Genomic DNA, 26,476 nt, shown 5'->3' with positions numbered 1-26,476 from the left:
GAAGCCTCCAAATATCAATCAAAGAAAGTATGGTTGAGTCATTCCTAAACGAAGACATGCAATTTTCATTGTCAAATGGAAATGAAAAGCCGGTTATCTTCGCGCCCCCGTAACCGGTGCCAATAGGAATGAAACAGGAATACGGGCATGAAATCATCTTTTTTACATCGGTCCTTCCGTTTTCTGGCCGTTGTTCCAACATATATCACACTACCCACCTTGCCCTGCCTGCTTCTGGCATCAACATCTTCTTTGGCTGCTACTGCAACGCCTACCGCAACCACGCGGCCTGCTGCTGTGCATTCTGCCCCCCCCAGCAGAAAACATACAACTGTTACACCGCGCCATAAAAATGCTGCCCCGCACATGGGTTCTACAGAACAGCTTGAGGTCACACGTTCCCATACACATCGCTACTTGTCCTCTCCTGGAACAGTTAACGTTATGAGCGGCCAGGAACTACGTGAACTACGTATTGAAAGCCCAAAAGATATTGCCGCTTTTACCCCGGGTGTTACAGCCGTAAATGCCACTTCAGGCTCAACACCCATTTTTTCTATCCGTGGTGTTGGTCTGGATGATTACATCGGCACGAATATGGGAGGAATTGGCATTTATCTGGATGGGCTTCTGGCACCGTATCCGGTATTCTATAATGGTCAAATGCTCGACACCGAAAATGTCGCTGTGGAAAAAGGACCACAAGGCTTTGATATGGGCCGTAGCTCTACAGGGGGAACGGTTAACATACAATCTGTAAAACCATCTGATAAATTTGGTGGTTATGCCGAGTGGGGGTATAGCAGCTACAATACAAACCGTGGCCGATTTGCTGTAAACGTGCCGATTACCAACAAGATTTACAATCGTACAGCCTTTAACTACGTAAAGGGTGATGGCTGGCAAAAAGACGTTGGAACAGGTGCAAGATATGGATCTCAGGATCTTTTAGCCATCCGCAACCTCACCAAGTTTGTAATAGATGATACATCTTCCGTATTACTGAATCTCCATTATACACGAGACAAAGGTACCCCCATGTCTCCACAGGATCTGGACCCTGTAGATGGCGTAGGACCACATCCACGTGCCAACGCCGTAAATGTTGGAAAAGATCCTGCCAAGCGCAATGAAAATGGTGGTGGTGTTTCTGTTGCGTATACCAAAGCCTTTGACTTTGGCACATTCACTTCCACCACAGGCATAGATTTCTACCGTCGTGATGATTACGATAACTATGATGGCACATCCAACGAATATGGTGATTATCGTTGGAATGATACATCCATTGCGCAATCACACGATATGCACCTGCGGATGAATCTTGCTAAAATCCTCCATCTAACTGTTGGTGTTTACGAATCTTATGATAAAATTGATGGAAGTTACACAAGCTTTCGTAACTCCTTGTCTGCCACACCACCTTATTGGCTGAGAGACCAATTTTCTCAGCAAAACCTGTCTACAGGTCTGTACGTCAATACAGTTACCAATATTACCAAAAAGCTCGATTTTATTGCATCTGGCCGTTTATCTTACGATGAACGTGGCTTTAATGGTGGCACACATAATGTGCAAACTGGTGAACAAAGAACATTTCTAGATACCACCCACGCGTATCATCGTTTTACCGGACGTGTTGGTCTGCGCTACCAGATTGTGCCAGGCACATATGCTTATGGCACCATTTCCAATGGGTATAAGCCCGGCACTTACTTTGCTGGTCCGGTAGCTGCCACATCGGCTCTGGATTATGTAAAGCCTGAAAACCTGATTGCATATGAAGTTGGCATTAAATCGTCTCTCCTTCATAACAAACTTATTTTAGAAGGTTCTTTGTTTGACTACGAATATCATAATCGTCAGACTCTTTTCTTCGCACCCATGCCAGACGGTTCAAACTCCCTTACACTCGGCACAATTTCCCGTGCACGCACACGTGGTGGAGAAATCTCTAGCACCCTGCATAATCTTGTTCCTAACCTAGATTTGCGTGGGTCATTTGCTTATCTGGATGCGCAAGCCAAAAGCCCTGTAGGCTCCATTAACGGGCTTCCATTGGATCCTCCCGTGACGCATAATTCGCCTTTGCCATTTGCACCACGTTTTTCATGGAGCGCTGTTGCCCGCTACGGCATAGACATGGGCCTTTACCGCACAACATTACAAGCCAGCTACACCTGGAAAGACAATATGTGGGTCGCTCTGGGTGATCCCAACGCTAAATCCAGCAAGATCAGTTCACTTGGCCTGCGCATGGAATTTGGCCCCAAAACCGGAAAATGGACAGCTGCCGTATATGTTGACAATCTGCAAAACAAACATGGTACCACTTATTCCTTTACCGGAAGTGATGATAACCGTGCGCAGTATATTCAAACACCTCGTTGGGTTGGCTGCGACTTGCACTACAACTTCTAAACATCACACCAGAAACCGGGAAAGACCATATGGAACTTGAACTTTTCCGCACATTATGGGGCGATAACCGCCGATGGGACATCCCTTTGGCAGAAGCACGCAACGCTGGTTTTATTGGATTGGAAGGGCGCATTCCTCAAACTCAGGCGCAAGCCCAGGAATGCGCTACCATTTTACGGGAAGAAGACGCCCCTTACATTGCTATTGCCATGACAGGTGGAGGCGTTATTCCCCAGCAAACTGCAACAGTACAGGATCATCTGGAAGATCTGCGTCAGACCATAGACCGTGCGTTACTCCTGAACCCACGCTTTATGACCATTTTGGGAGGAAATGACCGCTGGCCTGCGAACCAACAGGCCGAATTCATAGCATCTGCTCAAGAAATATGTCGTGCAGCGAATATAACATGTTGTTTTGAAACACATCGCTCCCGTATTCTGGCAACGCCATGGATAACTCTTGATATTATCAGACAACTTCCAGATGTGCTCTTTACCGCTGATATCAGCCATTGGGTTGTCTGCTGTGAACGTTTGTTGAATGATCCTGCTGATGATCTCTCCAGCTTTATAAATCGTGTTCACCATATTCAGGCGCGCGTTGGATATGACCAAGGCCCGCAGGTTCCACACCCGGCAGCGCCCGAATATGCACCTGCCCTACGCTTTCACCAGCATATCTGGCAAGAAATATGGCAAAGCCAGCACATACGTGGATACACGACCACCACCATGACCCCGGAATGTGGACCAGATGGTTATTTGCATACCTTGCCATTTACCAACATGCCTGTGGCTGATCTCTGGTCACTCAATGTTTGGACGGGCCAGACTGAATACAAACATTTTCAACATACCATGTCAGACCTTGGCAACAAGAAGGAACTGGGATGATGTCTGTCTCCAAGACCACTGAAACTTTTACCCGTATTCCTGTTATTGATATCAGCAAGTTATATAGCGCTGATCTTGCTGACCGGAAGGCTGTGGCCGAAAAATTGGGTGATGCAGCACGCAATGTCGGTTTTCTTTATATTGCCGGCCATAATATTGATGCCGATTTGATCGAAAACGTCAGAAAAGCAGCACGTGATTTTTTTGCTGAACCATTTGAAAAAAAGATGGAATATTACATAGGCACATCTGCTACGCATAAAGGTTTCGTGCCAGAAGGAGAAGAAGTCTATTCCGCAGGGCGGCCTGACCATAAGGAAGCTTTTGATATTGGATATGAAGTACCAGCCAATCACCCGCTAGTACAAGCCGGAACCCCATTACTTGGACCTAATAACTGGCCAGATATTCCAGAGTTTCGCTCTGCTGCAGAAGCTTATTATCGTGCAGTTTTCGATCTCGGTCGCACCCTCTTTCGTGGTTTTGCTCTCGCATTGGGGCTGAACGAAAACTACTTTGATACAGTTGCAAACTTTCCGCCATCAAAATTACGCATGATTCATTATCCCTATGATCCAGAGGCACAGGATGCCCCAGGCATTGGCGCTCATACAGATTACGAGTGTTTTACAATTCTGCTTGCAGACAAACCAGGACTGGAAGTTATGAATGGCAACGGAGACTGGATTGATGCCCCCCCCATTCCTGGTGCATTTGTTGTGAATATCGGTGATATGCTTGAAGTGATGACAGCTGGAGAGTTTGTGGCCACAGCACATCGTGTTAGAAAAGTTTCTGAAGAACGCTATTCTTTTCCATTATTTTATGCCTGTGATTACCATACACAAATTCGCCCACTGCCTGCTTTTGCAAAAAAAGACGCTGCCTCTTATGAAACAATAACAATTGGAGAGCATATGTGGTCCCAAGCACTGCAAACATATCAATATCTGGTTAAAAAGGTTGAAAAAGGCGAACTGAAATTACCTAAAGATGCACGTAAAACTGCTACTTTTGGACATTTCAAACGCAACCCTGCCGCTTAATATAAATTGAAGGAACCATTATAAATGACAACACACCAAACAGAACAGGAACTGCGGGAAGATCTGGCAGCTGCATATCGGCTGATGGCGCATTTCAATATGACTGACTTAATTTACACCCATCTTTCCGTCCGGATCCCAAATGCCGGACACCGCTATCTGGTCAATCCATATGGTTTACTGTTTGAAGAAATAACTGCAAGCTCTCTGGTTATTGTAGATGCTGATGGTATTCCACAGCAAAAAACCAGTTGGGCTATTAATCCGGCAGGTTTTGTTATCCATTCAGCCATACATGCCAACCGCCCTGATGCAGCATGTGTCATGCATACACACACCGTGCCAGGTATGGTGATTGCTGCACAAGACAAAGGTATTCTACCACTTAACCAGATTAACATCGAATTCTATGGTGCTGTAGCATTCCATGCATATGAAGGTATTGCAGCGGATGATAATCTGAGTGAGCGCGAACGGCTTGTGCGCGACCTCGGATCACATAACGCCATTATTCTACAAAATCATGGCTTGCTAACAGTTGGTTGCACTGTAGCACAAGCATTTTACCGTATGTATTATTTGGAACAAGCTTGCAAAATCCAGATTGCGGCGCAGTCTACAGGGGTGCCTTTACACATACCTTCAGAAGAAAAACTTTTGCGCACCAAAAACCAATTTGATACAGACCCGGATCAAGGACAAATGATCTGGAAAGCCTTACGTCGCAAACTGGATAGAGAACAACCTGATTATAAAAAATAAATTGAGCAGAAATTTATTATAACTTACGTTTTATACATTTGTCTTAAGTCCCTTTCATCTTCTTTACAGAATGAAAGGGCAAAAACATAATTATTTTCTGCATTGAACATTTTTGTCGATCTTGCGTAATTCTGGTTCTATGATCAAGAGTGATTTCTCGCCTAGACAGGCTGCTGAATGTACATCAATTTCACATCATTCCAAGCACACCATCATACTTGATATAAGGTTACGAAGATGAAAATTCCATCTTATTTATTAAATAAATTTGCAGAACGCGCAATTATTCATGATCGTTCAGGCACTTTAGCTTTGGATACAATCCAGGATTTGAAAAACACAGGAATTACAGCATTAGCTATTCCCAAAAATCTAGGAGGTCATGGGGCAAATTTACAGGAAATGGTCGAAACAGTCGCTTCCCTTGCTAAAGTTGATCCTTCAACGGCACTGATTTTGGCAATGCAATTTTTGCATACATGGGCAGTCAGTGTTTCTAATGAATGGCCCTCAGAGGTACGTGAAGAAGTTTTAAACGACATTTTAAATCATGGTGCACTTATAAATGCCTTACGCGTTGAACCCTCTTTGGGAACACCCGCAAGAGGCGGCATTCCTGATACAAAGTTAAATTTCAAAAATAATGAATGGCGTTTAAATGGTAGAAAGATATTCTCTACTGGTTCATCTGCTTTAAAATGGGGTTTGGTATGGGGCGCCACAGATGAAGATACACCACGTATAGGGCAATTTCTGGTCTCACTGGATCAACCAGGAATACGGATTGAGAAAAGCTGGCACCAGCTTGGAATGAGAGCAACCGGAAGTGATACGATTATTTTCGAGAATGTTCTTGTGCCAGAAAAATTCTTAGTCCGTTTACTAAATACTCAGGAAGAAAACCCAGAAACACCTGGACTGGGAAGAAGGCACGCCATTTTGATAGCAACACTTTATGATGCTGTGGCACAGTCGGCACGAGAATGGTTTATACATTTTCTAGAAAACCGCGTGCCTTCCGGGCTAGGAAAGCCTTTATCAACCTTACCCCGTTTTCATACCATTTTAGGAAAGATAGATGGATTATTGCTTACATCAAGAGTATTGCTGAATGCGGCCATAAAAAATGAGCTTGATGACAAAGAGATTAACCAGACAAAACGCATTGTAACAGAAAATGCCATTTCAACTGTAGGGCATATGCTGGAAGTAACAGGAAACCCGGGACTATCCCAAACAAACCCTTTAGAAAAACACTATAGGGATGTTTTGTGTGGTCGCATACACTCACCCCAGGCAGACATAATTTTAGAAAAATCTGGCGCTTCAGTATTCAATGAAAAATCATAGGTTACGTATAATGATATGTTGCCAAATCATTGATAAAAGAGCTGTTCAGTTAATTTGGAATATGGTCCAAGGTAATCCTACACATTATGATTAGGAAGTTATTGGACTACTTTTTTCTCTCACAAGATGGTAATCACATACAGCAAACCGTTAAAATAAACCCTATACTATTTATAAAATTTTTATATCTCAGTCTTATTTTCAACATGAAAACGAGGGCGACGTTTGGTTTCAATATATATTTTCCCTATGTATTCTCCAATAACACCTAATGAAAGCATTTGTACACCACCCATAAAAAATATGGCAATTGTTATTGATGTCCAACCTCGTATTACGTGTCCATTTATTTTATCAAATAAAATATAAATAATAGCCAAGACCGATGCAGTTGAAATAAGCAGGCCACCAACTGCAATAATACGTAAAGGCATAATACTGAAAGAAGTAACACCTTGAACAGCCAGACCCAACATTTTCTTTAAAGGATATTTAGATTCACCTGCTATACGAGATTTACGGGCATAATATACATTGGTAGATAAAAATCCTACAAGAGGTACAAGTCCCCGCAGAAAAATATTACGCTCATTATATTCAAGCAAGGCATCCAACGCGCGGCGGTCCAGTAAGCGGAAATCGGCATGATCCGGCACAAGATCCACGCCCATAAACTTCATGAGTTTATAAAATAACTTTGCCGTTTCACGCTTGAATACCGTATCGCTCTGTCGGTCATTACGAACGCCATAAACTATGTCATATTCATTAGACCAAGCAACAAGCATATCCCGAATAACCTGTGGATCATCCTGCATATCGGCATCAATACTCACAATAACTTCGCCATCAGCAACATTGGCAAGTCCTGCCAAAAGTGCATTCTGATGCCCGTAATTACGTGAAAGCTTTAATCCCCGCACATATGAACTGTGCACGGCATTGCGATTGATAATCTCCCACGTGTTATCATTGCTGCCATCATCAACACACAGAATATAGCTTGTATCTGATATTAGTGTAGATTTTATAAAATCAGAAAGAAGCGTGGATAAAACATCCAACGTCTGAGGCAGAATATCTTCTTCATTATAACAAGGTATTACTACAGCAAGACAAGGTGGAGGCTGATTTGAGCGTGACTTTAACATTGTATTAAATAATACCAATCATTTATCATTTCTGCATATGCTCGCAAATAATAAGACTTACCAAAATGGTCAGACAATATGGTACAATATATGAAAGCCTATTAGAACATAGTCGAACTTACTACTCATACGCCTCAAAGCATTTTCTGTATGGAAAAACTTTTTATATTGAATAGAAAAATACAAAATATTCTCTAAAAAATATAAAAGTAAAAATTTATTTATATAAAATAATATTTAAAAAACTTTACACTATTATCTAAAAATCCTGCGCTCCTTTATACCATTTTCTGGCACAAAACGGCCCACTCTGCCTCTACACTATCTGCCACACGCCGTGCCACCGCTGATAACGGCCGTGCGCGATCATGCGCCAACGCCAAACGTAAGGGAAAAACATGCGCTCCTGTCAGCGGTGTGAAAGCCATATTCCCATTCTGAACCTCATCTATCACATCCAGATAACTCAAAATGGTAATACCCAAGCCCTTCTTTACCAAAGACTTGATCATTTGTACATTATTGGAACCTGAAACAATACGGGGATTTACCAGTGTAACAGCTTCCAATTTTTTAAATACTACAGCAAGAGCCAATGGTTCTTCAGGCACAATAACTGGATATTCCGCACAGACTGAAAATCTTACGGAAGACTGTTTGGCAACAAAATGTTCTGGCAAACTGACCACACCAAGTGGAAAAGAAAGTATTGAACGTATCTGCGAGTCTCTCAAATCTGCGGGATCCAGTAAAAATGCCAGATCCCCTTCACCTGCAAAAAGGCGCTCTACCAATTCCGTATTGTCATGGATATGAATATTCAAAACAATACCAGAATATTTCTGTTTAAGGCACGCAGCAATGTCTGGCAGAAAAACACGTGTTAACGCTTCTGGTGCAAGAATATCTATACGACCGCGACGCATCCCTTTCAGATCATCAATCTGATGGGTCAGGCTTTCAAAATCCTTTGCCCACCGGTTGGCATGCGCGTAAAATAACTCTCCTACCGCAGTCAAACGCATGCCAGAAGAAAGACGCTCAAATAACGGTGTCTGAAGAGCCTGCTCTCCCAGCAAAATATGCCTATCAATGGCAGAAGCCGCAATATGCAGTTCGTCCGATGCTTTGCGGATGGAACCATGCCGTGCCACAGCCAGAAAGTAGATCAGAAAGCGTGAAAATGGATTCATTTACCCGTTCTCAGTTTGAGAATGCACACTGCATGAAATAGATATATCCGATAATATGCGTTTGATGAAACACTACATCCTGCAGAATGGGGAAGATTTTCCTCAATATTCAGGAGATTGCGCCATGCCCCCCTCAGTCCGCACCCCCGATTCCAAACTTCCCCGCGATCTTAGCTTTGATGCTGATGATTGGCTTATTCTTGCCTCATATTGGCATCCCATTGCCCTTGTACGTGAATTGCAAGACAAACCATTAGGCGTAACATTGCTTGATACACCTTTGGTAATTTACCGCGCGGATGAAGAAATTATTGTGGCGGATGATCTATGTTCCCACCGTGGCGTGCCGCTCAGTATGGGTAAAGGAAATGGGCACACAATTGCCTGCGCTTATCATGGTTTTCAATTTGGGCATAAGGGCCACTGTGTGCGTGTTCCTGCCCACCCTGACAAAGGCATCCCTTCGCGCCTGAATCTGCACACTTACCCTGCGGTAGAACGATACGGCTTGATCTGGACCTGCCTACGCCCACAAAAAGATGGAGAAGTTTCCATTCCATCCATGCCGCATTGGAATGAAGCTGGCTTCCAACACATTAATTGCCCATGGATTGATATTGCCGGATTTGCAGGCCGGCAGGTTGAGGGCTTTATAGATGTTGCCCATTTTGCATTTGTGCACACAGAAACTTTTGCCGACCCAGAAAACCCGGTTGTACCTGCCTATATGCCCAAGATGACACCATATGGGTTTGAAGCAGAATATCGGAGCAATGTTGCCAATTATCCAATCGGGCACTCAAAACAAACGCCGCCAGATTTTGAATGGCTGCGCCATTTCCGGGTGCATGTTCCATTTACCGCAACATTGGAAATTCATTTCCCCAATAATGGGCGCTTAGTTATCATGAACGCAGCATCACCTGTTTCTGCCAAAAAAACGCGCATGTTTGCGCCAATGTGCCGCAATTTTGATACCGAGCTTCCCTTGCAAGATGTTTATGATTTCAATCGCAAGGTTTTTGAGGAAGACCGCGCTTTGGTGGAAGCCCAGAAACCGGAAAATCTACCACTTGATCCAACTCTGGAAGTCCATGTTATGGCAGACCGTAGTTCCATTGCCTATCGGCGTGCATTGCGGGCCATTGGTTTAAGTCAGTTCTTTACAGCCTGAAAAAAGTTCTCCCGCTTTCTTCCTCATGGAAGCTCATACAACACGCATGCTCTCTGAATAATCAGTTTCATGCTACCTATGGAGTATGTATGCGTGTTGTATCCAGATCAGGCCAAATGACCTTACGCAACTTACTATGCGCTCCCTGCCCTTCATACAGGGTTATGACATTGAAAATAAAAATATGGCCAAATACCACATCATTACATCCATGTAATTATATGGCTATAGCGTAGGACTTTCCGCCCAAATCGTCATTTTACACCTTGTGTGCGCGCCGAAAACTCAAGAAAAAGAGATATACCCTATCTTCCCAAACGATATAAACAGGCGTTACCTTAAATCAGTCTGCGCGTATATTCCTGATATAACACTATATATTCATCAGAATGCACCACAGGCATAAAAAACAAGAACAGAAAGATTTTTAGGCGTGCTTCCATCATCTGCTCCCCTCTCCAGTTCACACCAACGCTTCCTTTACCTGCAGGTTCTGGTGGCAGTGGGTGCAGGCATTGCCGTGGGTGCAATGTTTCCATCCATTGCAACAACACTCAAACCCTTGGGGGATGGTTTTGTTAAGCTGATCAAAATGGTCATTGCGCCTGTTATTTTCCTAACAGTCTGCACGGGCATTGCTGGCATGGCGGATCTTAAACAAACAGGCCGCGTAGCAGGCAAGGCCATGCTGTATTTTTTGTGCTTTTCCACTCTGGCATTAGCTATTGGCATGCTTGTGGCCAATATTCTACAACCCGGCGCTGGCTTGCATATCCGCCCGGAAAGCCTAGATACAAGCTCTGTTACACAATTTGTAAGTGCTGCAGCACAACATCATTCCTTTACAGATTTTTTGCTACAAATCATTCCATCCACTACGGCTGGTGCATTTACATCGGGTGAAATTCTTCAGGTTTTGCTGGTTGCCATTCTGTTTGGCATCAGTCTGGCAAAAATGGGAAAGGCGGGCGAAACCGTTCTTAATCTGTTTTATAGCCTGACAGAACTGGTTTTTGGTGTTGTGCGTCTGGTTATGTATCTGGCACCCATTGGGGCGTTTGGCGCCATGGCGTTTACAGTTGGTAAATTTGGGTTGCATTCCATCCTGCATCTGCTGGCTTTGGTGCTCACATTTTATCTTACCTCTATTCTGTTTGTCGGCATTGTTTTAGGTGTTGTAGCCCGATTGGCTGGCTTTAGCATTTTGCGCTTGCTGGTTTTTTTAAAAGAAGAACTCCTGATTGTATTGGGCACCAGTTCCTCTGAATCTGCATTGCCTGGCTTGATTTCCAAGCTGGAACAGGCTGGCTGTTCTCAAGGTATTGTTGGGTTGGTTGTCCCTATGGGATATTCCTTTAATCTGGATGGCACGAATATTTACATGACCCTTGCCGCCTTGTTTATTGCACAAGCTACAGATGTACACCTAAGCTTTCAGGAACAACTGGCTTTGCTTTTGGTCGCTATGGTCAGTTCCAAAGGTGCTGCCGGTGTAACCGGAGCAGGCTTTATTACATTGGCCGCCACACTTTCTGTTGTTCCCAGCGTGCCGGTAGGTGGTATGGCCCTTATTTTGGGTATTGACCGTTTTATGTCTGAATGTCGTTCTCTAACCAATCTGGTTGGCAATGCTGTCGCAGCCATTGTTGTCTCACGCTGGGAAAATGCACTGGACGACACACAACTCCATAATGCTTTAAACAAACCACCTGCACTTGCAAAAACACCTTCTGCCTGAGCTAAATTTTCCGTAGGAAGTTGCAAGCTTCCTACGGTTTCTTGTTGGAAGCATTTATTGTTACAACAATACTTCGCCCAAACTTTTTCTTGAATATGCGTTATAACATAAAAAAAGCCTTGAATATTTCGAATTGTAATTTAATTTCCGAAATTCGTGAAAATAAAAATAAAACAGACACGGAAATGGAAAAATGTTTCTAAAAATTGCTCGCTTCGTATTTTAAAGCTGTAAGGCAATCTCGCACTCTTTCACTTGCAGGTGATATTCCCCTTTTGCTTCAAAGATACATCATTGCCATCATGTTAAACGCATGTACGCAATGGCAGTTCTTGCGCCGTGAGGATCGGGCTATGCCCTTATCTTATATAATTTCAAAAACAAAACAAAAAATATCTCCTCGTGCACAATATTTTTTATATATTCTGCGTTTATCCTGCGCGGGAACAATTTTTTTTACATCCAATATGGCTTTTAACGCCAACATTGCACATGCCCAAAAAAGTGAGGCAGCGGAAGCTTCACCCAAACCCCAAATATCTTCAAAGCCTATCGTCAACACGGAAATACCTAAAAAACACAAACGCCCCATAGCTGAGGAACGGCTGAATGCCTTGTTTGATACAGAAAGCCTTTCCTACCTGTTAAACCACAATAATACAGCGCTCCGCAGGCAAGATATAAGTGCAGGCTACTTTGTTGCTGAACAGGCCTTTGGAAATCTGGCCCCTGGCCTCAAACCTTGGCGGGATAGACTGAGCGAGCACGGATTTACCTTTGAACTGACATATAAAGGTGAAGGAATGGCCAACCTTTCTGGTGGTCTTTCAAAAGGCATGGATTATACGCATGAAATTCGTGCCAGCATGCTCTTTGATCTAGGCAAATTAACAGGCTGGAACCCTTTGCAGGGTTGGTACCTACACGGCATTGTCATGAACCGTGAAGGCCGACAGGTGGGCTGGGACCATGTTGGGGAAAGAAATGTCCTTTTAACAGAAGTATGGAGTATTCACGGCCCCGCAGCTGCACGCCTGGCAGACTTGTATCTGGAAAAATCTTTTCTCAATAACCGTATCAATATTAATGTCGGGCGCATTTCACTTACACACACATATTCTACGTCTATTTTGCTTTGCACATTTATGACCATGTGCTCTGCCCCTATGGCCATACGCGAGCCGGCCGGTTGGAGTGTTTACCCCAAAACATCATGGGGCGGCACAGTGCGCTTTCGGCCCACACATGATCTTATCCTGCGCACGGGTATTTATCGTATAGGCCCCAAAGCGCGTGACAATACCGGTTGGGCATGGGGGGACGAACCTTATACAGGGATTCAAACCCCTATTGAGTTAACGTGGGAACCGTTTTTTGGCACCCGCAAACTTCCTGGGCATTATAAAATTGGCTTTGGGCACGATACATCGCCTTATCCAGATATGGTCGGCACCATTCCGGCAGCTTTTGCGGGTTCTGTGCGGCCGCACAAACTTAAACCGCGCGATACATTTTATATTGAGGCCGATCAGATGGTCTATCGCAGCCATGGTGAACATCAGATGGCCGGTGGTTACGTATTAGCTGGGTTTATCCATAATACCCCCAGCAACTCCACATTCTCAAACGAGTTTTACGCTGGGGCTTCCCTATTGGGCATTATTCCTCACCGACCGTTGGACCGTCTGGGCGTCATGTATTCCTACTACCAACTCAGCCCACGTTTAGCCTATGGGCAGCGTATGCAAGAAGCAGCCGGTGTGCCACTTGGCCCCTACATTAATGGTCCACAAACCCATTCCGCTATTCTGGAGGCTTATTATGGCATTCCCGTTACGCCGGGCCTGGTGATTACACCAGAGTTTGAATACATGATGCGCCCTGGTGAAACCTCGGTTATTCCCAATGCCATTCTGGCAGGGCTTAAAGTCATCGCGGCACTCTAAAGATAAAGCAGGGCGCAAAAACATCTCACCTGCCCTGCTTTTCCTATACTGGCATCACACCTGCTTACTGCTAGAATGGCCTTTCGAACAGATGGAAGGTGCCGCGCAAGCGGCTTAAAAGGGAATGCCGTGTACTGGCTTTCGCGCCATATTGGAGCGGAATTTCATAGTCGGCAGCTGCTCCCGCAACTGTAAGGGGAGGTCAGACCTGTTGCCATGCATGGCGCGCCACTGGCCCGTAACACGGCTGGGAAGGTACATGGTCTGATAAACCAATATCCCCAAGCCAGGAGACCGGCCTCCATCAGGCACATGACGCCGGGCGGGATGAACCGGCAACGGCAAGACAGGCAGTAAAATGCACAAATATGCCTTAAATTCACTTTTCACAGCACTGTTTCTGACATGGGGCAGCACCTTTTTTACCCCCACCCTTCATGCGGAAAGTAGCGCCAGACCTGACATAACAGGGCAATGGATTACGGAAGACGGTAAAGGAGTCTTCAATATCCATACTTGCGGCGATAAAGTGTGCGGCAATCTTGTGGGCCTAAATCTGACCCCAGAAGAAGAAACCTCTGGCCGCAGAAAAGCAGAATGTGAGCTTCAGATGCTCAAAGGCTTCCACCCTATGGAAGACCGACGCGACCACTGGAAAGGCCACATTTTTGATCCCCAAAGCAAAAATACTTATGATGCCATTTTATGGGTGGCAGAAGATGGCACTCTCAAGCTGCATGGTTTTTTAGGTCTGGAACTGTTTGGCAGAACAGATACGTGGCAGCCGTTTCATGGCCACATAGGCAATAATTGCCGCATTACTCCCTAAGCATATCGGCCCTAACGGGGCATAAAATAAGTCCTATTCCGTTATAACAGGTTGCAAGCTCTGCGCGTGCCTATAAAACTGTTCAGAATTTTGAATTCCATATTTCTCCGCAATGTTTTCATTCTAACAGAGCGGAGCCCGGCTTTATAGGGAGAGCGCAAAGAATGAGACAAACGCACAAGGGGCAACCTGTAGCGGAGTGGTGTTTATCTCCTAACGCCATGCGCCTAAACAAATTGTTGCGCATGTCACGGCGAGATGCGCTTTTAGGCGGCATTGGTCTTTCCGTAGCAGGCACAACCGGTATCGCTCTTGCAGATACCGCGCCTGCTACAACAAACAACGAAGATATTTCCCGCTTCATGCAGGTTTCCTTGCGCCTGACAGATCGGGAAACGCTGAACCCTCAAATTGGTGCCGCCCTGTACGCCAATATCGTGCACACCAACGCTGATCGGCAGGAAAAATTAAATGCCCTGCACGCGCTACTTGAACGAGAAAAGTTTACAACCGCATCAACCTTTGCGCATGCAGCAGAAAAATCTGATCCAAAGCTTAAAGATGTCATCCATGAAATTCTAACCGGCTGGTACCGGGGCATTGCGGATGGCAAGGTGGTGGTTTACCGCTCTGCCCTGATGTTCGACATCACCAAGGATGCCGTTTACCCCAAAACCTACGCAACGGGCGGCCCATTCTACTGGACAAGCAAGCCACCAGAAGTTGCACGCCCCAAAGGGCACCCTGCACTTTCTGCTTCCGCCCTTGTTATCGAACCGACCTGATCTTACGGGATACCCCGCCTTATGCCTTCCGAAGAAAATCTTTCAGCCGACGTTGTGATCGTAGGATCAGGCGTTGCAGGCAGCTCTATTGCCAATGAACTGGCACGCGCTGGTATTTCCGTCATTGTGCTGGAAGCTGGCCCGCGCGTTGACCGCCAGCATTTTGTAGAAAACTTCCGCAATCTGGAAAACAAACCTTCCTATCAGGGGCCATTTCCGGCTGTGCCTTGGGCACGGCATCCGCCTGATCAGCAAACCCCGAACGATTACCTGCACACTACCGGCCCGAATGCCGAAGCCTATCAGCAGGTTTACCTGCGCATGATGGGTGGTACCACATGGCACTGGGCAGGTTGTGCCTGGCGCTACCTGCCATCAGACTTTGAACTGAAAACACGTTACGGTCAGGGCCGCGATTGGGCTTTGACATATGATGATCTCGAACCTTTTTACTATCAGGCAGAAGTCATGATGGGGGTTTGCGGACCAGACCCAGCGGTGGAAGATCTTGGGTCTCCCCGCAAACAGCCTTATCCTATGGATGCTCTGCCCATTTCCTACGCTGCGCAGCAATTCCGTAAGCTGATTCAAGAAAAAACACCGTGGCGCGTGGTGCATGAACCACAGGCACGTAACACCCGCCCGTATGATAGCCGCCCAACGTGTGAAGGGCATAACAACTGTATGCCTATCTGCCCTATCGGGGCCATGTATAACGGCAGCTATTCTGTTTACCACGCAGAAGCCGCCGGGGCTAAGTTTATCCCCAACGCCGTAGTGTATAAAATTGAGCGAGACAGCGCGAACAAGCGTGTAACCGCCGTACATTACTTTGACCCCGACAAAGGGTCTCACCGCGTCACGGGCAAATATTTTGTTATTGCCGCACACTGCATTGAAACAGCCAAACTGCTGCTGCTTTCCGCCGATGAACAAAGCCCCGATGGTGTTGCCAACAGTTCCGGCCATGTAGGCCGCAACATGATGGACCATACAGGTGTGCAGGTCACCTTCATTAGTGGTGACCAAGCCTTGTGGCCGGGCCGTGGGCCGCTGGAAACGAATGTGATCGACAATTTCCGTGATGGAAACTGGCGTACAGATCGTGGTGCCTATCTTGTACATATGGTGGATGATAACCAGGTGGATCTGGCCACCCAGCTGGCAATTTCCAAAGGTTACGTTGGCCGGGAACTGGAAGAACAAATCCGCTATCTGGCTTCGCACACAGTGCGCCTGTTCAGCCATAACGAAGCCCTGCCAGACCCTAATAACCGCCTCACACTCAGCAAGGATCGTAAAGACATTCTGGGTATTCCACATCCGGAAGTCTATTATAAACTGCCCGAATATACTGTGCGCAGCTGTGAACACACGCGCTACGTTTTCCGTGATCTTATCAAGCTCATGCACGGCACGGATGAACAGTGGACACCGGGCTACTTCCCGCAGGATCATCCCGCAGGCAGCACCATTATGGGCACAGACCCCAAGGATTCCGTAGTGGATGGCCATTGCCGGACGCATGACCACGACAACCTGTTTATTGCCAGTTCCTCGGTTTTCTCAACCGTTGGCACCGGCAACATCACTCTGACTGTAGCCGCCTTGGCGCTACGTGTTGCCGATACGCTGAAAAAAGAACTTGCTCATGCCTGATTTTTCCAAAACCTTGCGCGTCCTTCTTTCAGCAAGCACGGTCATGGGGGTCTGTGCCCTTAGCCAGACACCTGTACATGCAGAAGATGCGGCTCCAGATCAGGCTGTGCTGGATCGTGGTGCCTATATTGCCACTGCATCAGATTGTATTGCCTGCCACACCAAACCCGGTTCGCAACCTTTTGCTGGTGGCCTGAAAATTGCAACACCTATGGGTGATGTGATTTCCACCAACATTACGCCAGACCCAGACCACGGCATCGGTAAATATACAGAGCAGGACTTTGAGCAGGCTGTACGCCATGGTGTGCGTAAGGATGGTGCCTACCTTTATCCTGTTATGCCCTACGTCTCTTACGCAGGCATGACAGATCAGGATGTGCATGCACTTTATGTATGGTTCATGCACAGCGTAAAACCTGTTGCAACCGCACCTGCAGAAACCACATTGGTCTTTCCGGCCAACATGCGCAGCGCAATGGCGGCATGGAACTTTGTAACCACCAAGGAAGAACCCGAAAGCGGGGATTCCAGCACATATGATCCACTACGCCGGGGTAAGTATCTTACCAATGCGCTGGAACATTGCGGCACCTGCCATACACCCCGTAACTTCATGTTAAGTGAAAAGCAGGACAGATATTTGGCTGGTGCCTCGCTGGATGGATGGTATGCTCCCAACATTACCTCCAGCAAAACCGGCGGCATAGGTAATTGGAGCGAAGATGATATTGTTGCCTACCTGAAAACAGGCCATGCCAATGATCATGCGCAGGCCGCTGGCCCTATGGCAGAAGCTGTAGAACATAGCACCAGCCACCTTACCGATGCGGATTTGCACGCCATAGCGGCCTATATCCACCAAGTGCCTGCCATGGAAGATGATATGGAACATCAGGCACGAGATAGCTTTGGCAAAGCTATCGAAGCGCTGGACATCCGCCAGAGCGCTCCTACCCGCATTGATGATCTGACCGAAATGGACGGGCAACACGCGTATGATGCCAACTGCGCAGCCTGCCACGGCCAGACTGGTATGGGTACGAAGGACCAATACGCACCTTCACTGTTCCATAACTCCACTGTGGGCAGCGCACGGCCAGACAACCTTATCATGACCATTCTGCACGGGGTGCAGCGTAAAACCGAAGCAGGCGATGTATCCATGCCTGACTTTAGCGGGCATTCAGACGTGCAACGTTTGAGTGATGCTGAAATTGCCAAGATCGTAAATTATGTGATGGCAACCTTTGGCAGTGGAGACCCACACGTAACAGCAGATCAGGTTGCGCAGTTCCATAAAGACAAATAACAGCCACCCACATACTAAAGTAGTTGAACCACACAACAAAAAGGGCGGAGGGATTTAAAACCCCTCCGCCCTTTTTACATGATCTTCAGAACGAAGACTGCAACCTTAGAAAGAAGGCTTTTCATGAAGAGCAGATACCAGACGTGTAATGGTATGTGCCTTTAGGGCTTCGGGCCCACCTTCCGTGCCATAGCCGGAATCTTTCATGCCACCAAATGGCACTTCCGGCACACCAATGCCATGGTGATTAACGGCAACCATTCCGGCTTCTAGTTTTTCACCCAGCAGGCGTTCCGTACGTTCACAACGGGTATAAACATAAGCTGCCAAGCCATATGGCAGACGATTGGCTTCCTTCACGGCATCTGCCAGATCAGAATATTCATCCATCATGGCAATGGGGCCAAAAGGTTCTTCCTGCATTACCCGCATTTCCAATGTGGGCTTCAGCACTAATGTGGGCGGAAAGAAGCATCCTTCATTCGGCATGGAAATATCGGGCTGCCACAGTTCAGCACCTTTCTGGCGAGCATCGTCCACCAGTTCCGTCAATGCCTTTACACGGCGTTCATTCACCAATGGCCCCATGGTCACGCCTTCATCCAGACCGTTGCCAATCTTGAGCGCGCTCATCTGGGCCTTGAATTTTTCAATAAAGGGCGCTGCAATTTCCTTGTGTAAAAGGAAACGTGTGGGAGCAATACATACCTGTCCGGCATTACGGAACTTGGCTGCGGCCAAGCGTTCAGCTGCGGCATCCAAATCTGCATCCGGGCAGACAATAACCGGGCCGTGGCCACCCAGTTCCATGGTCACTGGCTTCATCTGCGCGCCAGCCAATGCCGCCAGATGTTTGCCTACGGGTGTAGAACCGGTAAAGGAAATCTTGCGCACCACCGGATGGGCAATCAGATATTCCGAAATTTCTGCCGGCACACCATAAACCAGAGAAACCGCGCCCGCTGGAATACCGGCATCACAGAAGCACCGGATCAGTTCTGCTGGAGAGGCGGGTGTATCTTCTGGAGCTTTTACAATAACCCCACAACCAGCACCCAAAGCAGCACCCAGCTTGCGTGCTATCTGATTGATAGGGAAGTTCCACGGTGTAAAGGCTGCCACAACCCCAATGGGCCTATGCAGCACGCGCTGTTCCACATATGGTGCCCGCGGCGGCACCAGTTCATCATTCAGGCGGCGGCCTTCTTCACCAAAATATTCAATAACACCGGCAGCACCCTGAATTTCGATAATTGCCTGAGCAAGCGGTTTTCCCTGCTCCTCGCTCATGATGCGGCCGATCTGCTCTGCCCGTTCACGTAGCAGATCTGCAGCCTTGCGCATGATCACAAACCGATCCCATGCTGTAAGGTTACGCCATGCCTCGTAACCCACTTGCGCACCTGCAACCACTTTTTCCAGATCCGCCTTGGAGGCATGCGCCACCTGACCGATAACCTGGCCCGTAGCCGGATTGGTTATAGGAATGGTACGACCATCTGCCGCATCCTGCCATTTCCCGGCCACCAACAGCTGCGTGTGTAATTCTTTTTCTGACATCTACATCTCTCAAGCAGAACGGGCAGACATCCACCATGGAGCCTTTATCCGAAAAATTTTGCTGACACCATTTTATGTACTGCCACGCAAGGAAAAAGAGGTCTATACACCCCAGCGCATAATGGCGTCCTACCCGGTTCAGTTCCGCCGGCAGAGCCATTATCCTTCCAACCCTCCGTTATATCAGTAGAAAGCCCATGCTTTTCAAAACCCTGTCCGGCCAGACAATAATTGGGCTATGCGCCTTGTTTGCAGCCACCTTTACGGCCATTACCAGCGAAGTTGCCCCCGTAGGGTTGCTGATTGATATGGCCAAATCCTTCCATATTACGGAGGGCAAGGCTGGGTTAGCCGTAAGTGCATATGCGCTTGTTGTGGCGTTGGCGGCTGTACCACTCACTATTCTAACAGCCAAAATCAACCGCAAGACACTCATGCTCTGGGCTCTGGCTGGCTATATTGCCTCTAACCTGATTGCAGCTGTGGCGCCCAGTTTTGCCATACTCTGCCTGGGCCGTGCCGTGGGCGGAGCCGCACATGCACTGATGATGTCCATTGTTTCTGCCTATGCTGCACATCTGGTGCCACCGCGTATGACAGGACGTGCTATTTCCTTTGTGTTTGGCGGCACATCATTGGGATCTGTTCTGGGGGTTCCTGGCACGGCTGCCATTGGGCAACTGGCAGGATGGCGGGTTTCCATGATGGTTGTTACAGGGTTGGCCACCATTCTTACCGTATGCATTGCATTTTTTCTGCCCAAGGTAGAGGCATCTTCCAGTTCCGTGCACCTGCCCACTTTTCGCACACCTGGCGTTGCCAAGGTTTTTGCGGTGGTTATTGCCGTCAACACATTCTTCTTTTTCGGGCACAACCTGCTTTATACGTATGTTTCTCCTTTGCTCATGTCTCATGGGCTGCCTGAAAGCGCACTTAGCATCGCCCTGCTGATTACAGGTGGAGTAAGCATTTTGGGACTATGGGCAGCCGGACAGGTAGTGGATTCCAGACCTGCCCTTGGGTTGCTGGCAGCGGGCCTTATTACCGCTTGCGGCATGGGGTCACTTTGTGGCTCGTTTCTAAGCGGATGGTGGGCTGTGGGTGCCGTGGGGATATGGTGTGCCGGTTATGCCGCCCTTATTCCCGTTATTATGTCTGGCGCCATCCGCAGCCGTGCAACCACAGCCGATATTGCAGGTGCCGCTGTAAACGCCAGCAGTAATGTGGGTATTCTTTTTGGGTCTGCTGCCGGGGGCGCAATCTTGAACACAGCCGGGCTTTCCGTATTGCCACCCATGGCTGTTGGTATTGTTATATTGGCCACAGCATTAGGCCTATGCAGCCCGGTTGCCTTCCCACATGTGTTGCATGATCAGCCTGAACCTGAAAGCTGACAATATCGGCAACCGCTAGAGACCCTTGCCTTTAAGCACCAGAGGAAGCCCGGCAGCTACAAAAATAACTTGCCCCGCCTGTGCGGCTATCCTCTGGTGCAAACGACCGGTTTCATCCCGAAAGCGACGCGCCAGTGCATTTTCTGGCACAATCCCCAACCCCACTTCATTTCCAACCAGAATGGTGGGGGCCAAACGCTCTTGCAGGACATCCAACAAGCGCTGTGTTGCCTCCTCAACATTTTGGTCATCCAGCAACATATTGGTCACCCACAAGGTCAGGCAATCCACCAATACGGGAAGATGCGCATAGGTTTTTAAAGCCCATGCAATATCCAACGGTTCTTCAACCGTCTGCCATCCCTTTTCTGTTCGGCTGGCCTTGTGATGTTCAATCCGCTCCTGCATTTCTGCATCAAATGCACGGCCTGTTGCCAAATAAACCCATGGTGGAGGCAAGGCTGTCAGCATTTCCTCGGCTAAACGGCTTTTCCCCGAACGCGCACCACCCAGCACCAGAACAGCACCCTGTGCTCCCGTTTCCGATAGATTGAGAGATAGGATACTCATGGTATATGCGCCTTCACTATTTTTGTTTGCCTACATTCTGATAACAGCACAAAATCAATGGTATGCCATCATCTCTTCCTTTTTCTAACGCAGCGCATCACCTTGGTTCCATGCAGGAACTCAGAAGTCTGTGTCATACCTTGCCACAGGCTGATCAAGCGGCCCAAAGCGCTATCGCATATCGCGAGCAACAGCTTACCAAACCTGAAGGCAGCCTCGGCCGCCTTGAAGAGCTGACACGCTGGCTGGGTGGCTGGCAACGACGCACAACACCACAACTGGAAAATGTACAGATATTGGTTTTTGCTGGAAACCACGGTGTAACACAGCAAGGCATTTCACCTTGGCCAGCCACTGTTACGGCACAAATGGTCAGTAATTTCCATCACGGAGGGGCAGCCATCAATCAGATCGCCAAAACCGTTGGCGCATGCTTACACGTTATTCCTGTGCATAATCTGCAACCTACAGCAGATTTTACGCAGTCTGCCGCCATGACAGAACAGGACTTTTTGCACGCTGTTATGCTTGGCTATAACGCCGTTTCATCCGACTGTGACCTCTTATGCCTGGGTGAAATGGGAATTGGAAACACCACTGCCGCAGCCACTTTGGCAGCGGCCCTGTTCAAGGAAAAAGGTGTTATCTGGGCAGGACGCGGTACGGGTGCAGATGATGCAGGATTGAAACGCAAAGCCGCCGTTATTGATAAAGCCCTCAGCCTCCATCAGCATATATCTTCTGATCCGTTGGAAGCAGCGCGCTGCATTGGTGGGTACGAACTCGCTGCCACATTAGGTGCCACACTGGCTGCCAGACACAAAAACGTACCTGTGGTGTTAGATGGTTTTGTGTGCACAGCAGCAGCAGCGCCACTTGCACAACTACACCCTGCGGGGCTGGCCCACACCTGCCTATCACATTGTGCAACAACAACAGGACAAACCCATCGCCTTGCTTCTTACCTTGGTTTGGAGCCCCTTCTGGGGTTGGGATTAAGGCTGGGTGAAGGTTCTGGTGCAGCGCTTGCCGTTTCTATCATACGGGCAGCTCTTGCCTGCCACACAGGTATGGCCACGTTTACAGAAGCTGCTGTCAGCCAGAAAACATGACCTCTGCCTACCATCTTTCCATGTTTGATACGTTACGGTTGCATCTGGCCTGTGGTATCGGACTTCTGACACGCATACCCGTTAATTGGTTGTTACCTGCTGCATACAAAAACAGCTCAGATCCTTGGCCGTTGGCACAATCCATCTGGTGCTGGCCTCTTATTGGCGCTGGTATAGGCATCTTTACCGGAGGGTTATGTGTCATACTGCAAATATGTCATATCCCGCCACTTGCTGCTGCCGGCATTGCATTAGGGTTACAAACTCTTGCAACAGGCGGATTGCATGAAGATGGATTGGCCGATACGGCCGATAGTTCGGGGGGTACAACCCCAGAGCGCAAGCTGGATATCATGCGTGATAGCCGCATTGGCAGTTATGGCGTGCTGGCTTTATGTCTGGCTCTTTTAATACGCGCCGGTGTGCTTGCTTCCCTGCATTCCATCACTCTGACTTGCCTTATATGTGGGCTTGCGGGATGTGCAGCACGTGCAGCATTATTGATTGTAACAGCCATCATTCCACCAGCACGCTCTGATGGTCTGGCGCGTTTACTGCACCCCTTACCGCAAAAAAACCTGATACTCGCTTTGGTTAACGGAGCTTTTTTTTGCTTTTGCCTGATAGTCCTTTTAATACCCACATCCTTTGGCATCGCCTCTTTTCTGGCATGCCTGAGCCTTCCCATTTTTCTTGTCGTGGCAATATCTTTCTTAATAGCCCGATACGCACAACGTAAGATTGGTGGGTATACAGGCGATATTTTGGGCGCGTGCGCCGTTATAACCGAATGTACTATAATGACTGTATTATCAGCCCTTTTTTATTAAAGTCTGCACCAAGCCTGTAACGCAGCCTCTAACCTCAACCAGTCCTGTTCACAGCTCGGTAGCCCCATACGCAACCAATGGGAATTATACGGGAAAATTCTGGTTACAATACCCTGCTGACAAAGATGCCGCCATAAATCTACAGCCTGTTCGCATTCCACCAATTCAAACAGAACAGCCTGCCCTTTATGATTTAATCTTGCTTCTGTCAGCAATTTTTTTAGGCGTGAACGCGCGGCAAACAACTTGACAGATGCCTGCCTTAACCAAGCTTTATCCTGCAAAGCCTGGCACCCAACCGCCAACGCAATGGCGTTAACGGGCCATGATCCCAATAAAGCTCGTACGTGCGCAGCTACTCTTTCCTGCGCCAGCAGAAACCCAAGCCTTATTCCAGGCAACCCATATGTTTTGCCAAAAGAACGCAAAACCAGCAAAGCCGGATGCGGAAGTGCCGATGCAATACTTTGCCCGATAATATCCGCAAAAGCCTCATCCACCACCAACCAGCTTCCTGCAGCATGGCAGGTATTGGCAAGATCAAGCAGATGCCGGGCCTGAATTAAACGTCCATCGGGATTATTGGGGTTACAGACAATACATACTGTATTCTTCTGCTGTGCCAAGATGTGCAATTGTGCAAAATGCGAGACCTCTGATACCGGAATATCATTCTGCTTCCACGCCTGTAAGTGCCCAGAATACGTGGGGCCCAATATAACTGCCCGTTCGGCCTTTATAACTCTTGGCAATAAAGCAATCAGGCTTTGGCTTCCGCCGCCTGCAACCACCATATTGGGGTCAGAAACACCATATGCCATGGCCGCTGCATGTTGTAAGGCAACTTCTTCTGCTTCTTCCGGTAATTTATGCAAAACAGACAAATCTGGCAGTTTGGCCGGATAAGCAATGGGGCTGATTCCTGTAGAAAGATCTATAAATGGCTGGGGTGCCTCTGCAAACATCTGCATAATCTTTTGCACCTGCCCCCCATGCGCAGGAATATGGCATGGTTCTGCTTGCGTTTTTGCAGATGATACAAAACCCGCAACTGTCTGTTGTGGCTTATACCCCTTGCCTTCTTGCCATTTTTCCCGCACGCCTGCATCTGCCATGCTGCTTTATCCTTTTTCCGTAACCCTGCCCGTTGCTGCTCTGGCTGCGGGGCTGGAAGCCTTGTGCGGATATCCTGCACAACTTTTTGCCACCATAAGCCACCCTGTTGTGTGGATTGGTTCCTTGATAAACAGGCTGGAGCAAACGTTCAACAGACCAGAATGGTCTGAAACAACACGCCGGGTATCCGGTTTTTTTACGTTCCTACTTCTTGTCGGTATTCCTGTGGGGCTTACAGTATTTACGCTCCATATCGGCTATATGTTATTGCCCTCAACTGTCATGATTGGTGTACAGGCGATAGCGGCATGCACACTGATAGCTCAGAAATCTTTATGGATACATGTCAAGGCAGTTGCCACAGCGCTTCAACAGACTGGATTAGAAGGCGGACGCAAAGCCGTAAGCCAAATTGTGGGGCGAGATACCTCTACGCTGGATGAAGCGGCTGTTATTCGTGCCGCTTTGGAAAGCCTGGCCGAAAATTTTTCTGATGGCATTGTAGCACCTTTATTCTGGACAGCACTTTTTGGTTTACCCGGAACGGTTTTTTACAAAGCCATCAATACGGCAGATAGCATGATCGGCCATCTTAGCCCGCGTTATGCGGCTTTTGGCATGGTTTCTGCCAAAATGGATGATCTTATCAATCTTCCTGCCTCACGCTTGGCGGCCCTGTGTATTCTTCTGGCTTCCTCGCCCACGCAATGGCGAACAATTTGGGCTACTGTCTGGCGAGATGCCAGACGCCATCGTTCTCCCAACGCCGGATGGCCTGAAACAGCATTGGCGACAGCCCTTGGTGTAAAATTTGGTGGTCCCCGCATTTATGCCGGAAGGGTAGTTGATGATGGCTGGATTGGAGAAGGCGCGACCACAGCCACACTGCATGATCTGGAACATGGTCTTATTCTTTACCGCAGAGCATGTGGTATTCTTATGGGTGGCTTGCTGCTGGCCGCTATTGGCTGCATGATAAATGCATGACAGCACCTTTTTTCTCACCTTCCTTTCAGAACGAATTAGAACAGCTCCTCATCTGGCGGCGAGATGTGCGGCACTTTCGCACAACACCTGTGCCAACACCTGTGCTGGATGAACTGCTGGAAACTGCCTGTCTGGCGCCTTCGGTTGGATTAAGCGAACCATGGCGTTTTGTGCTGGTAAACGATTCCAGACGTCGAGATGCCATCCGCCAGAACTTTATGCGCAGCAATACGCAGGAACTGGAAGGACGAGATGGGAAAGACGCCCAGCGCTACGCACGCCTGAAACTTGCCGGGTTGGATGAAGCCCCCCACCATATTGCAGTGTTTTGTGAAACCCACCCCCAACAGGGACGCGGCCTTGGCCGAGCCACCATGCCGCAAACCACTACGTGGTCCGCTGTTATGGCTATCCATACCTTTTGGCTGGCTGCTACAGCACACGGAATTGGCGTTGGATGGGTTTCCATCCTTAATCCGCAGGAAGCACATGCAGCCTTAAGTGTGGAACCCAAGTGGCAGTTTTTGGCGTATCTGTGCGTTGGTTATCCTGAACAACATGCCAACACGCCAGAACTTGAACGCCGTGGATGGGAGCAGCGCAACCCCGCCAGACGACGGTGGATCCAACGCTAAAATATGTGCT

General features: G+C 47.9%; 22 protein-coding genes and 1 riboswitch. Of the genes, 17 read left to right on the top strand and 5 right to left on the bottom strand.

All coding sequences use genetic code 11. The features are described from left to right. The first annotated feature begins 147 nt into the window (after positions 1-147). From CSR02_RS16125 to CSR02_RS16105, 5 genes are all read left to right on the top strand, one after another. Positions 148-2,421: a TonB-dependent receptor gene (locus tag CSR02_RS16125; RefSeq protein ID WP_099542368.1), complete on the top strand. Its 2,274-nt coding sequence runs from the start codon at positions 148-150 to the stop codon at positions 2,419-2,421. Positions 2,422-2,450: 29 nt separating this feature from the next. Continuing rightward, complete coding sequence (locus CSR02_RS16120) at positions 2,451-3,317, top strand: TIM barrel protein (RefSeq protein WP_042788305.1); 867 nt, start codon at positions 2,451-2,453, stop codon at positions 3,315-3,317. After that, the gene (locus CSR02_RS16115) at positions 3,317-4,363 is read left to right on the top strand and encodes an isopenicillin N synthase family dioxygenase (protein WP_095045908.1); all 1,047 of its coding nucleotides are present in this window, start codon (positions 3,317-3,319) and stop codon (positions 4,361-4,363) included. The genes CSR02_RS16120 and CSR02_RS16115 overlap by 1 nt, the downstream gene beginning before the upstream one ends. A 24-nt stretch (positions 4,364-4,387) precedes the next feature. Beyond that, positions 4,388-5,125, top strand: a complete 738-nt coding sequence (locus tag CSR02_RS16110; RefSeq protein WP_042788307.1) for a class II aldolase/adducin family protein — start codon at positions 4,388-4,390, stop codon at positions 5,123-5,125. Between the two features lie 237 nt (positions 5,126-5,362). After that, on the top strand, positions 5,363-6,475 hold the full coding sequence (locus tag CSR02_RS16105; RefSeq protein ID WP_099542367.1) for an acyl-CoA dehydrogenase family protein: 1,113 nt from the start codon (positions 5,363-5,365) through the stop codon (positions 6,473-6,475). Between the two features lie 182 nt (positions 6,476-6,657). Here the strand turns inward: CSR02_RS16105 and CSR02_RS16100 are convergent, their stop codons facing one another. Next, positions 6,658-7,626: a glycosyltransferase family 2 protein gene (locus CSR02_RS16100; protein ID WP_099542366.1), complete on the bottom strand. Its 969-nt coding sequence runs from the start codon at positions 7,624-7,626 to the stop codon at positions 6,658-6,660. A gap of 278 nt (positions 7,627-7,904) precedes the next feature. Next, complete coding sequence (locus CSR02_RS16095) at positions 7,905-8,819, bottom strand: LysR family transcriptional regulator (RefSeq protein ID WP_099542365.1); 915 nt, start codon at positions 8,817-8,819, stop codon at positions 7,905-7,907. Between the two features lie 124 nt (positions 8,820-8,943). On the opposite strand from CSR02_RS16095, the gene CSR02_RS16090 reads away from it, so the two are divergent. From CSR02_RS16090 to CSR02_RS16060, 7 genes are all read left to right on the top strand, one after another. Continuing rightward, a complete protein-coding gene (locus CSR02_RS16090) occupies positions 8,944-9,993 on the top strand; it encodes an aromatic ring-hydroxylating oxygenase subunit alpha (RefSeq protein WP_099542383.1) in 1,050 nt (349 codons plus the stop codon). Between the two features lie 433 nt (positions 9,994-10,426). Continuing rightward, positions 10,427-11,731 carry a dicarboxylate/amino acid:cation symporter gene (locus tag CSR02_RS16085; RefSeq protein WP_099542364.1) on the top strand — a complete coding sequence of 435 codons (1,305 nt, stop codon included), beginning with the start codon at positions 10,427-10,429 and terminating at the stop codon, positions 11,729-11,731. Between the two features lie 353 nt (positions 11,732-12,084). Continuing rightward, positions 12,085-13,677 carry a carbohydrate porin gene (locus CSR02_RS16080; RefSeq protein ID WP_099542363.1) on the top strand — a complete coding sequence of 531 codons (1,593 nt, stop codon included), beginning with the start codon at positions 12,085-12,087 and terminating at the stop codon, positions 13,675-13,677. Positions 13,678-13,755: 78 nt separating this feature from the next. Then, positions 13,756-13,994: riboswitch (cobalamin riboswitch) on the top strand. Between the two features lie 41 nt (positions 13,995-14,035). Continuing rightward, positions 14,036-14,506 (top strand): DUF2147 domain-containing protein, encoded by a 471-nt coding sequence (locus CSR02_RS16075; protein WP_099542362.1) that lies wholly within the window; start codon positions 14,036-14,038, stop codon positions 14,504-14,506. 164 nt (positions 14,507-14,670) lie between these two features. Further along, entirely contained in the window at positions 14,671-15,291 is a 621-nt protein-coding gene (locus CSR02_RS16070) for a sorbitol dehydrogenase family protein (RefSeq protein ID WP_099542361.1), read from the top strand. A 21-nt stretch (positions 15,292-15,312) separates the two neighbouring features. Continuing rightward, positions 15,313-16,950 (top strand): GMC family oxidoreductase, encoded by a 1,638-nt coding sequence (locus CSR02_RS16065; protein WP_099542360.1) that lies wholly within the window; start codon positions 15,313-15,315, stop codon positions 16,948-16,950. Then, positions 16,943-18,262: a c-type cytochrome gene (locus CSR02_RS16060; protein WP_099542359.1), complete on the top strand. Its 1,320-nt coding sequence runs from the start codon at positions 16,943-16,945 to the stop codon at positions 18,260-18,262. The genes CSR02_RS16065 and CSR02_RS16060 overlap by 8 nt, the downstream gene beginning before the upstream one ends. 105 nt (positions 18,263-18,367) lie before the next feature. On the opposite strand, the gene CSR02_RS16055 is transcribed toward CSR02_RS16060, so the two are convergent. Continuing rightward, the gene (locus tag CSR02_RS16055; protein ID WP_099542358.1) at positions 18,368-19,822 is read right to left on the bottom strand and encodes an NAD-dependent succinate-semialdehyde dehydrogenase; all 1,455 of its coding nucleotides are present in this window, start codon (positions 19,820-19,822) and stop codon (positions 18,368-18,370) included. A 197-nt stretch (positions 19,823-20,019) separates the two neighbouring features. On the opposite strand from CSR02_RS16055, the gene CSR02_RS16050 reads away from it, so the two are divergent. Next, complete coding sequence (locus CSR02_RS16050; protein ID WP_099542357.1) at positions 20,020-21,216, top strand: MFS transporter; 1,197 nt, start codon at positions 20,020-20,022, stop codon at positions 21,214-21,216. A 15-nt stretch (positions 21,217-21,231) separates the two neighbouring features. Here the strand turns inward: CSR02_RS16050 and cobU are convergent, their stop codons facing one another. Further along, on the bottom strand, positions 21,232-21,786 hold the full coding sequence (gene cobU / locus CSR02_RS16045; RefSeq protein WP_099542356.1) for a bifunctional adenosylcobinamide kinase/adenosylcobinamide-phosphate guanylyltransferase: 555 nt from the start codon (positions 21,784-21,786) through the stop codon (positions 21,232-21,234). Between the two features lie 62 nt (positions 21,787-21,848). Here cobU and cobT point away from each other — a divergent pair, with 62 nt between their 5' ends. Beyond that, complete coding sequence (gene cobT, locus CSR02_RS16040) at positions 21,849-22,898, top strand: nicotinate-nucleotide--dimethylbenzimidazole phosphoribosyltransferase (RefSeq protein ID WP_099542355.1); 1,050 nt, start codon at positions 21,849-21,851, stop codon at positions 22,896-22,898. Continuing rightward, positions 22,895-23,728: an adenosylcobinamide-GDP ribazoletransferase gene (locus tag CSR02_RS16035; RefSeq protein WP_099542354.1), complete on the top strand. Its 834-nt coding sequence runs from the start codon at positions 22,895-22,897 to the stop codon at positions 23,726-23,728. Before cobT ends, CSR02_RS16035 begins: the two co-directional genes overlap by 4 nt. Here the strand turns inward: CSR02_RS16035 and cobD are convergent. Next, a complete protein-coding gene (cobD, locus tag CSR02_RS16030) occupies positions 23,725-24,843 on the bottom strand; it encodes a threonine-phosphate decarboxylase CobD (RefSeq protein WP_099542353.1) in 1,119 nt (372 codons plus the stop codon). The genes CSR02_RS16035 and cobD overlap by 4 nt on opposite strands. Here cobD and cbiB point away from each other — a divergent pair. Both cbiB and bluB read left to right on the top strand, forming a co-directional pair. Continuing rightward, entirely contained in the window at positions 24,842-25,831 is a 990-nt protein-coding gene (gene cbiB / locus CSR02_RS16025) for an adenosylcobinamide-phosphate synthase CbiB (RefSeq protein ID WP_099542352.1), read from the top strand. The genes cobD and cbiB overlap by 2 nt on opposite strands. Further along, on the top strand, positions 25,828-26,466 hold the full coding sequence (gene bluB, locus CSR02_RS16020) for a 5,6-dimethylbenzimidazole synthase (RefSeq protein ID WP_099542351.1): 639 nt from the start codon (positions 25,828-25,830) through the stop codon (positions 26,464-26,466). The genes cbiB and bluB overlap by 4 nt, the downstream gene beginning before the upstream one ends. Positions 26,467-26,476 lie beyond the last annotated feature (10 nt).

This window comes from Acetobacter pomorum (assembly GCF_002738225.1).
Classification (GTDB): Bacteria; Pseudomonadota; Alphaproteobacteria; order Acetobacterales; family Acetobacteraceae; genus Acetobacter; species Acetobacter pomorum.
The sequence above is the reverse complement of the archived record's forward strand: the minus strand, read 5'-3'. Positions and strand labels throughout refer to the sequence as shown.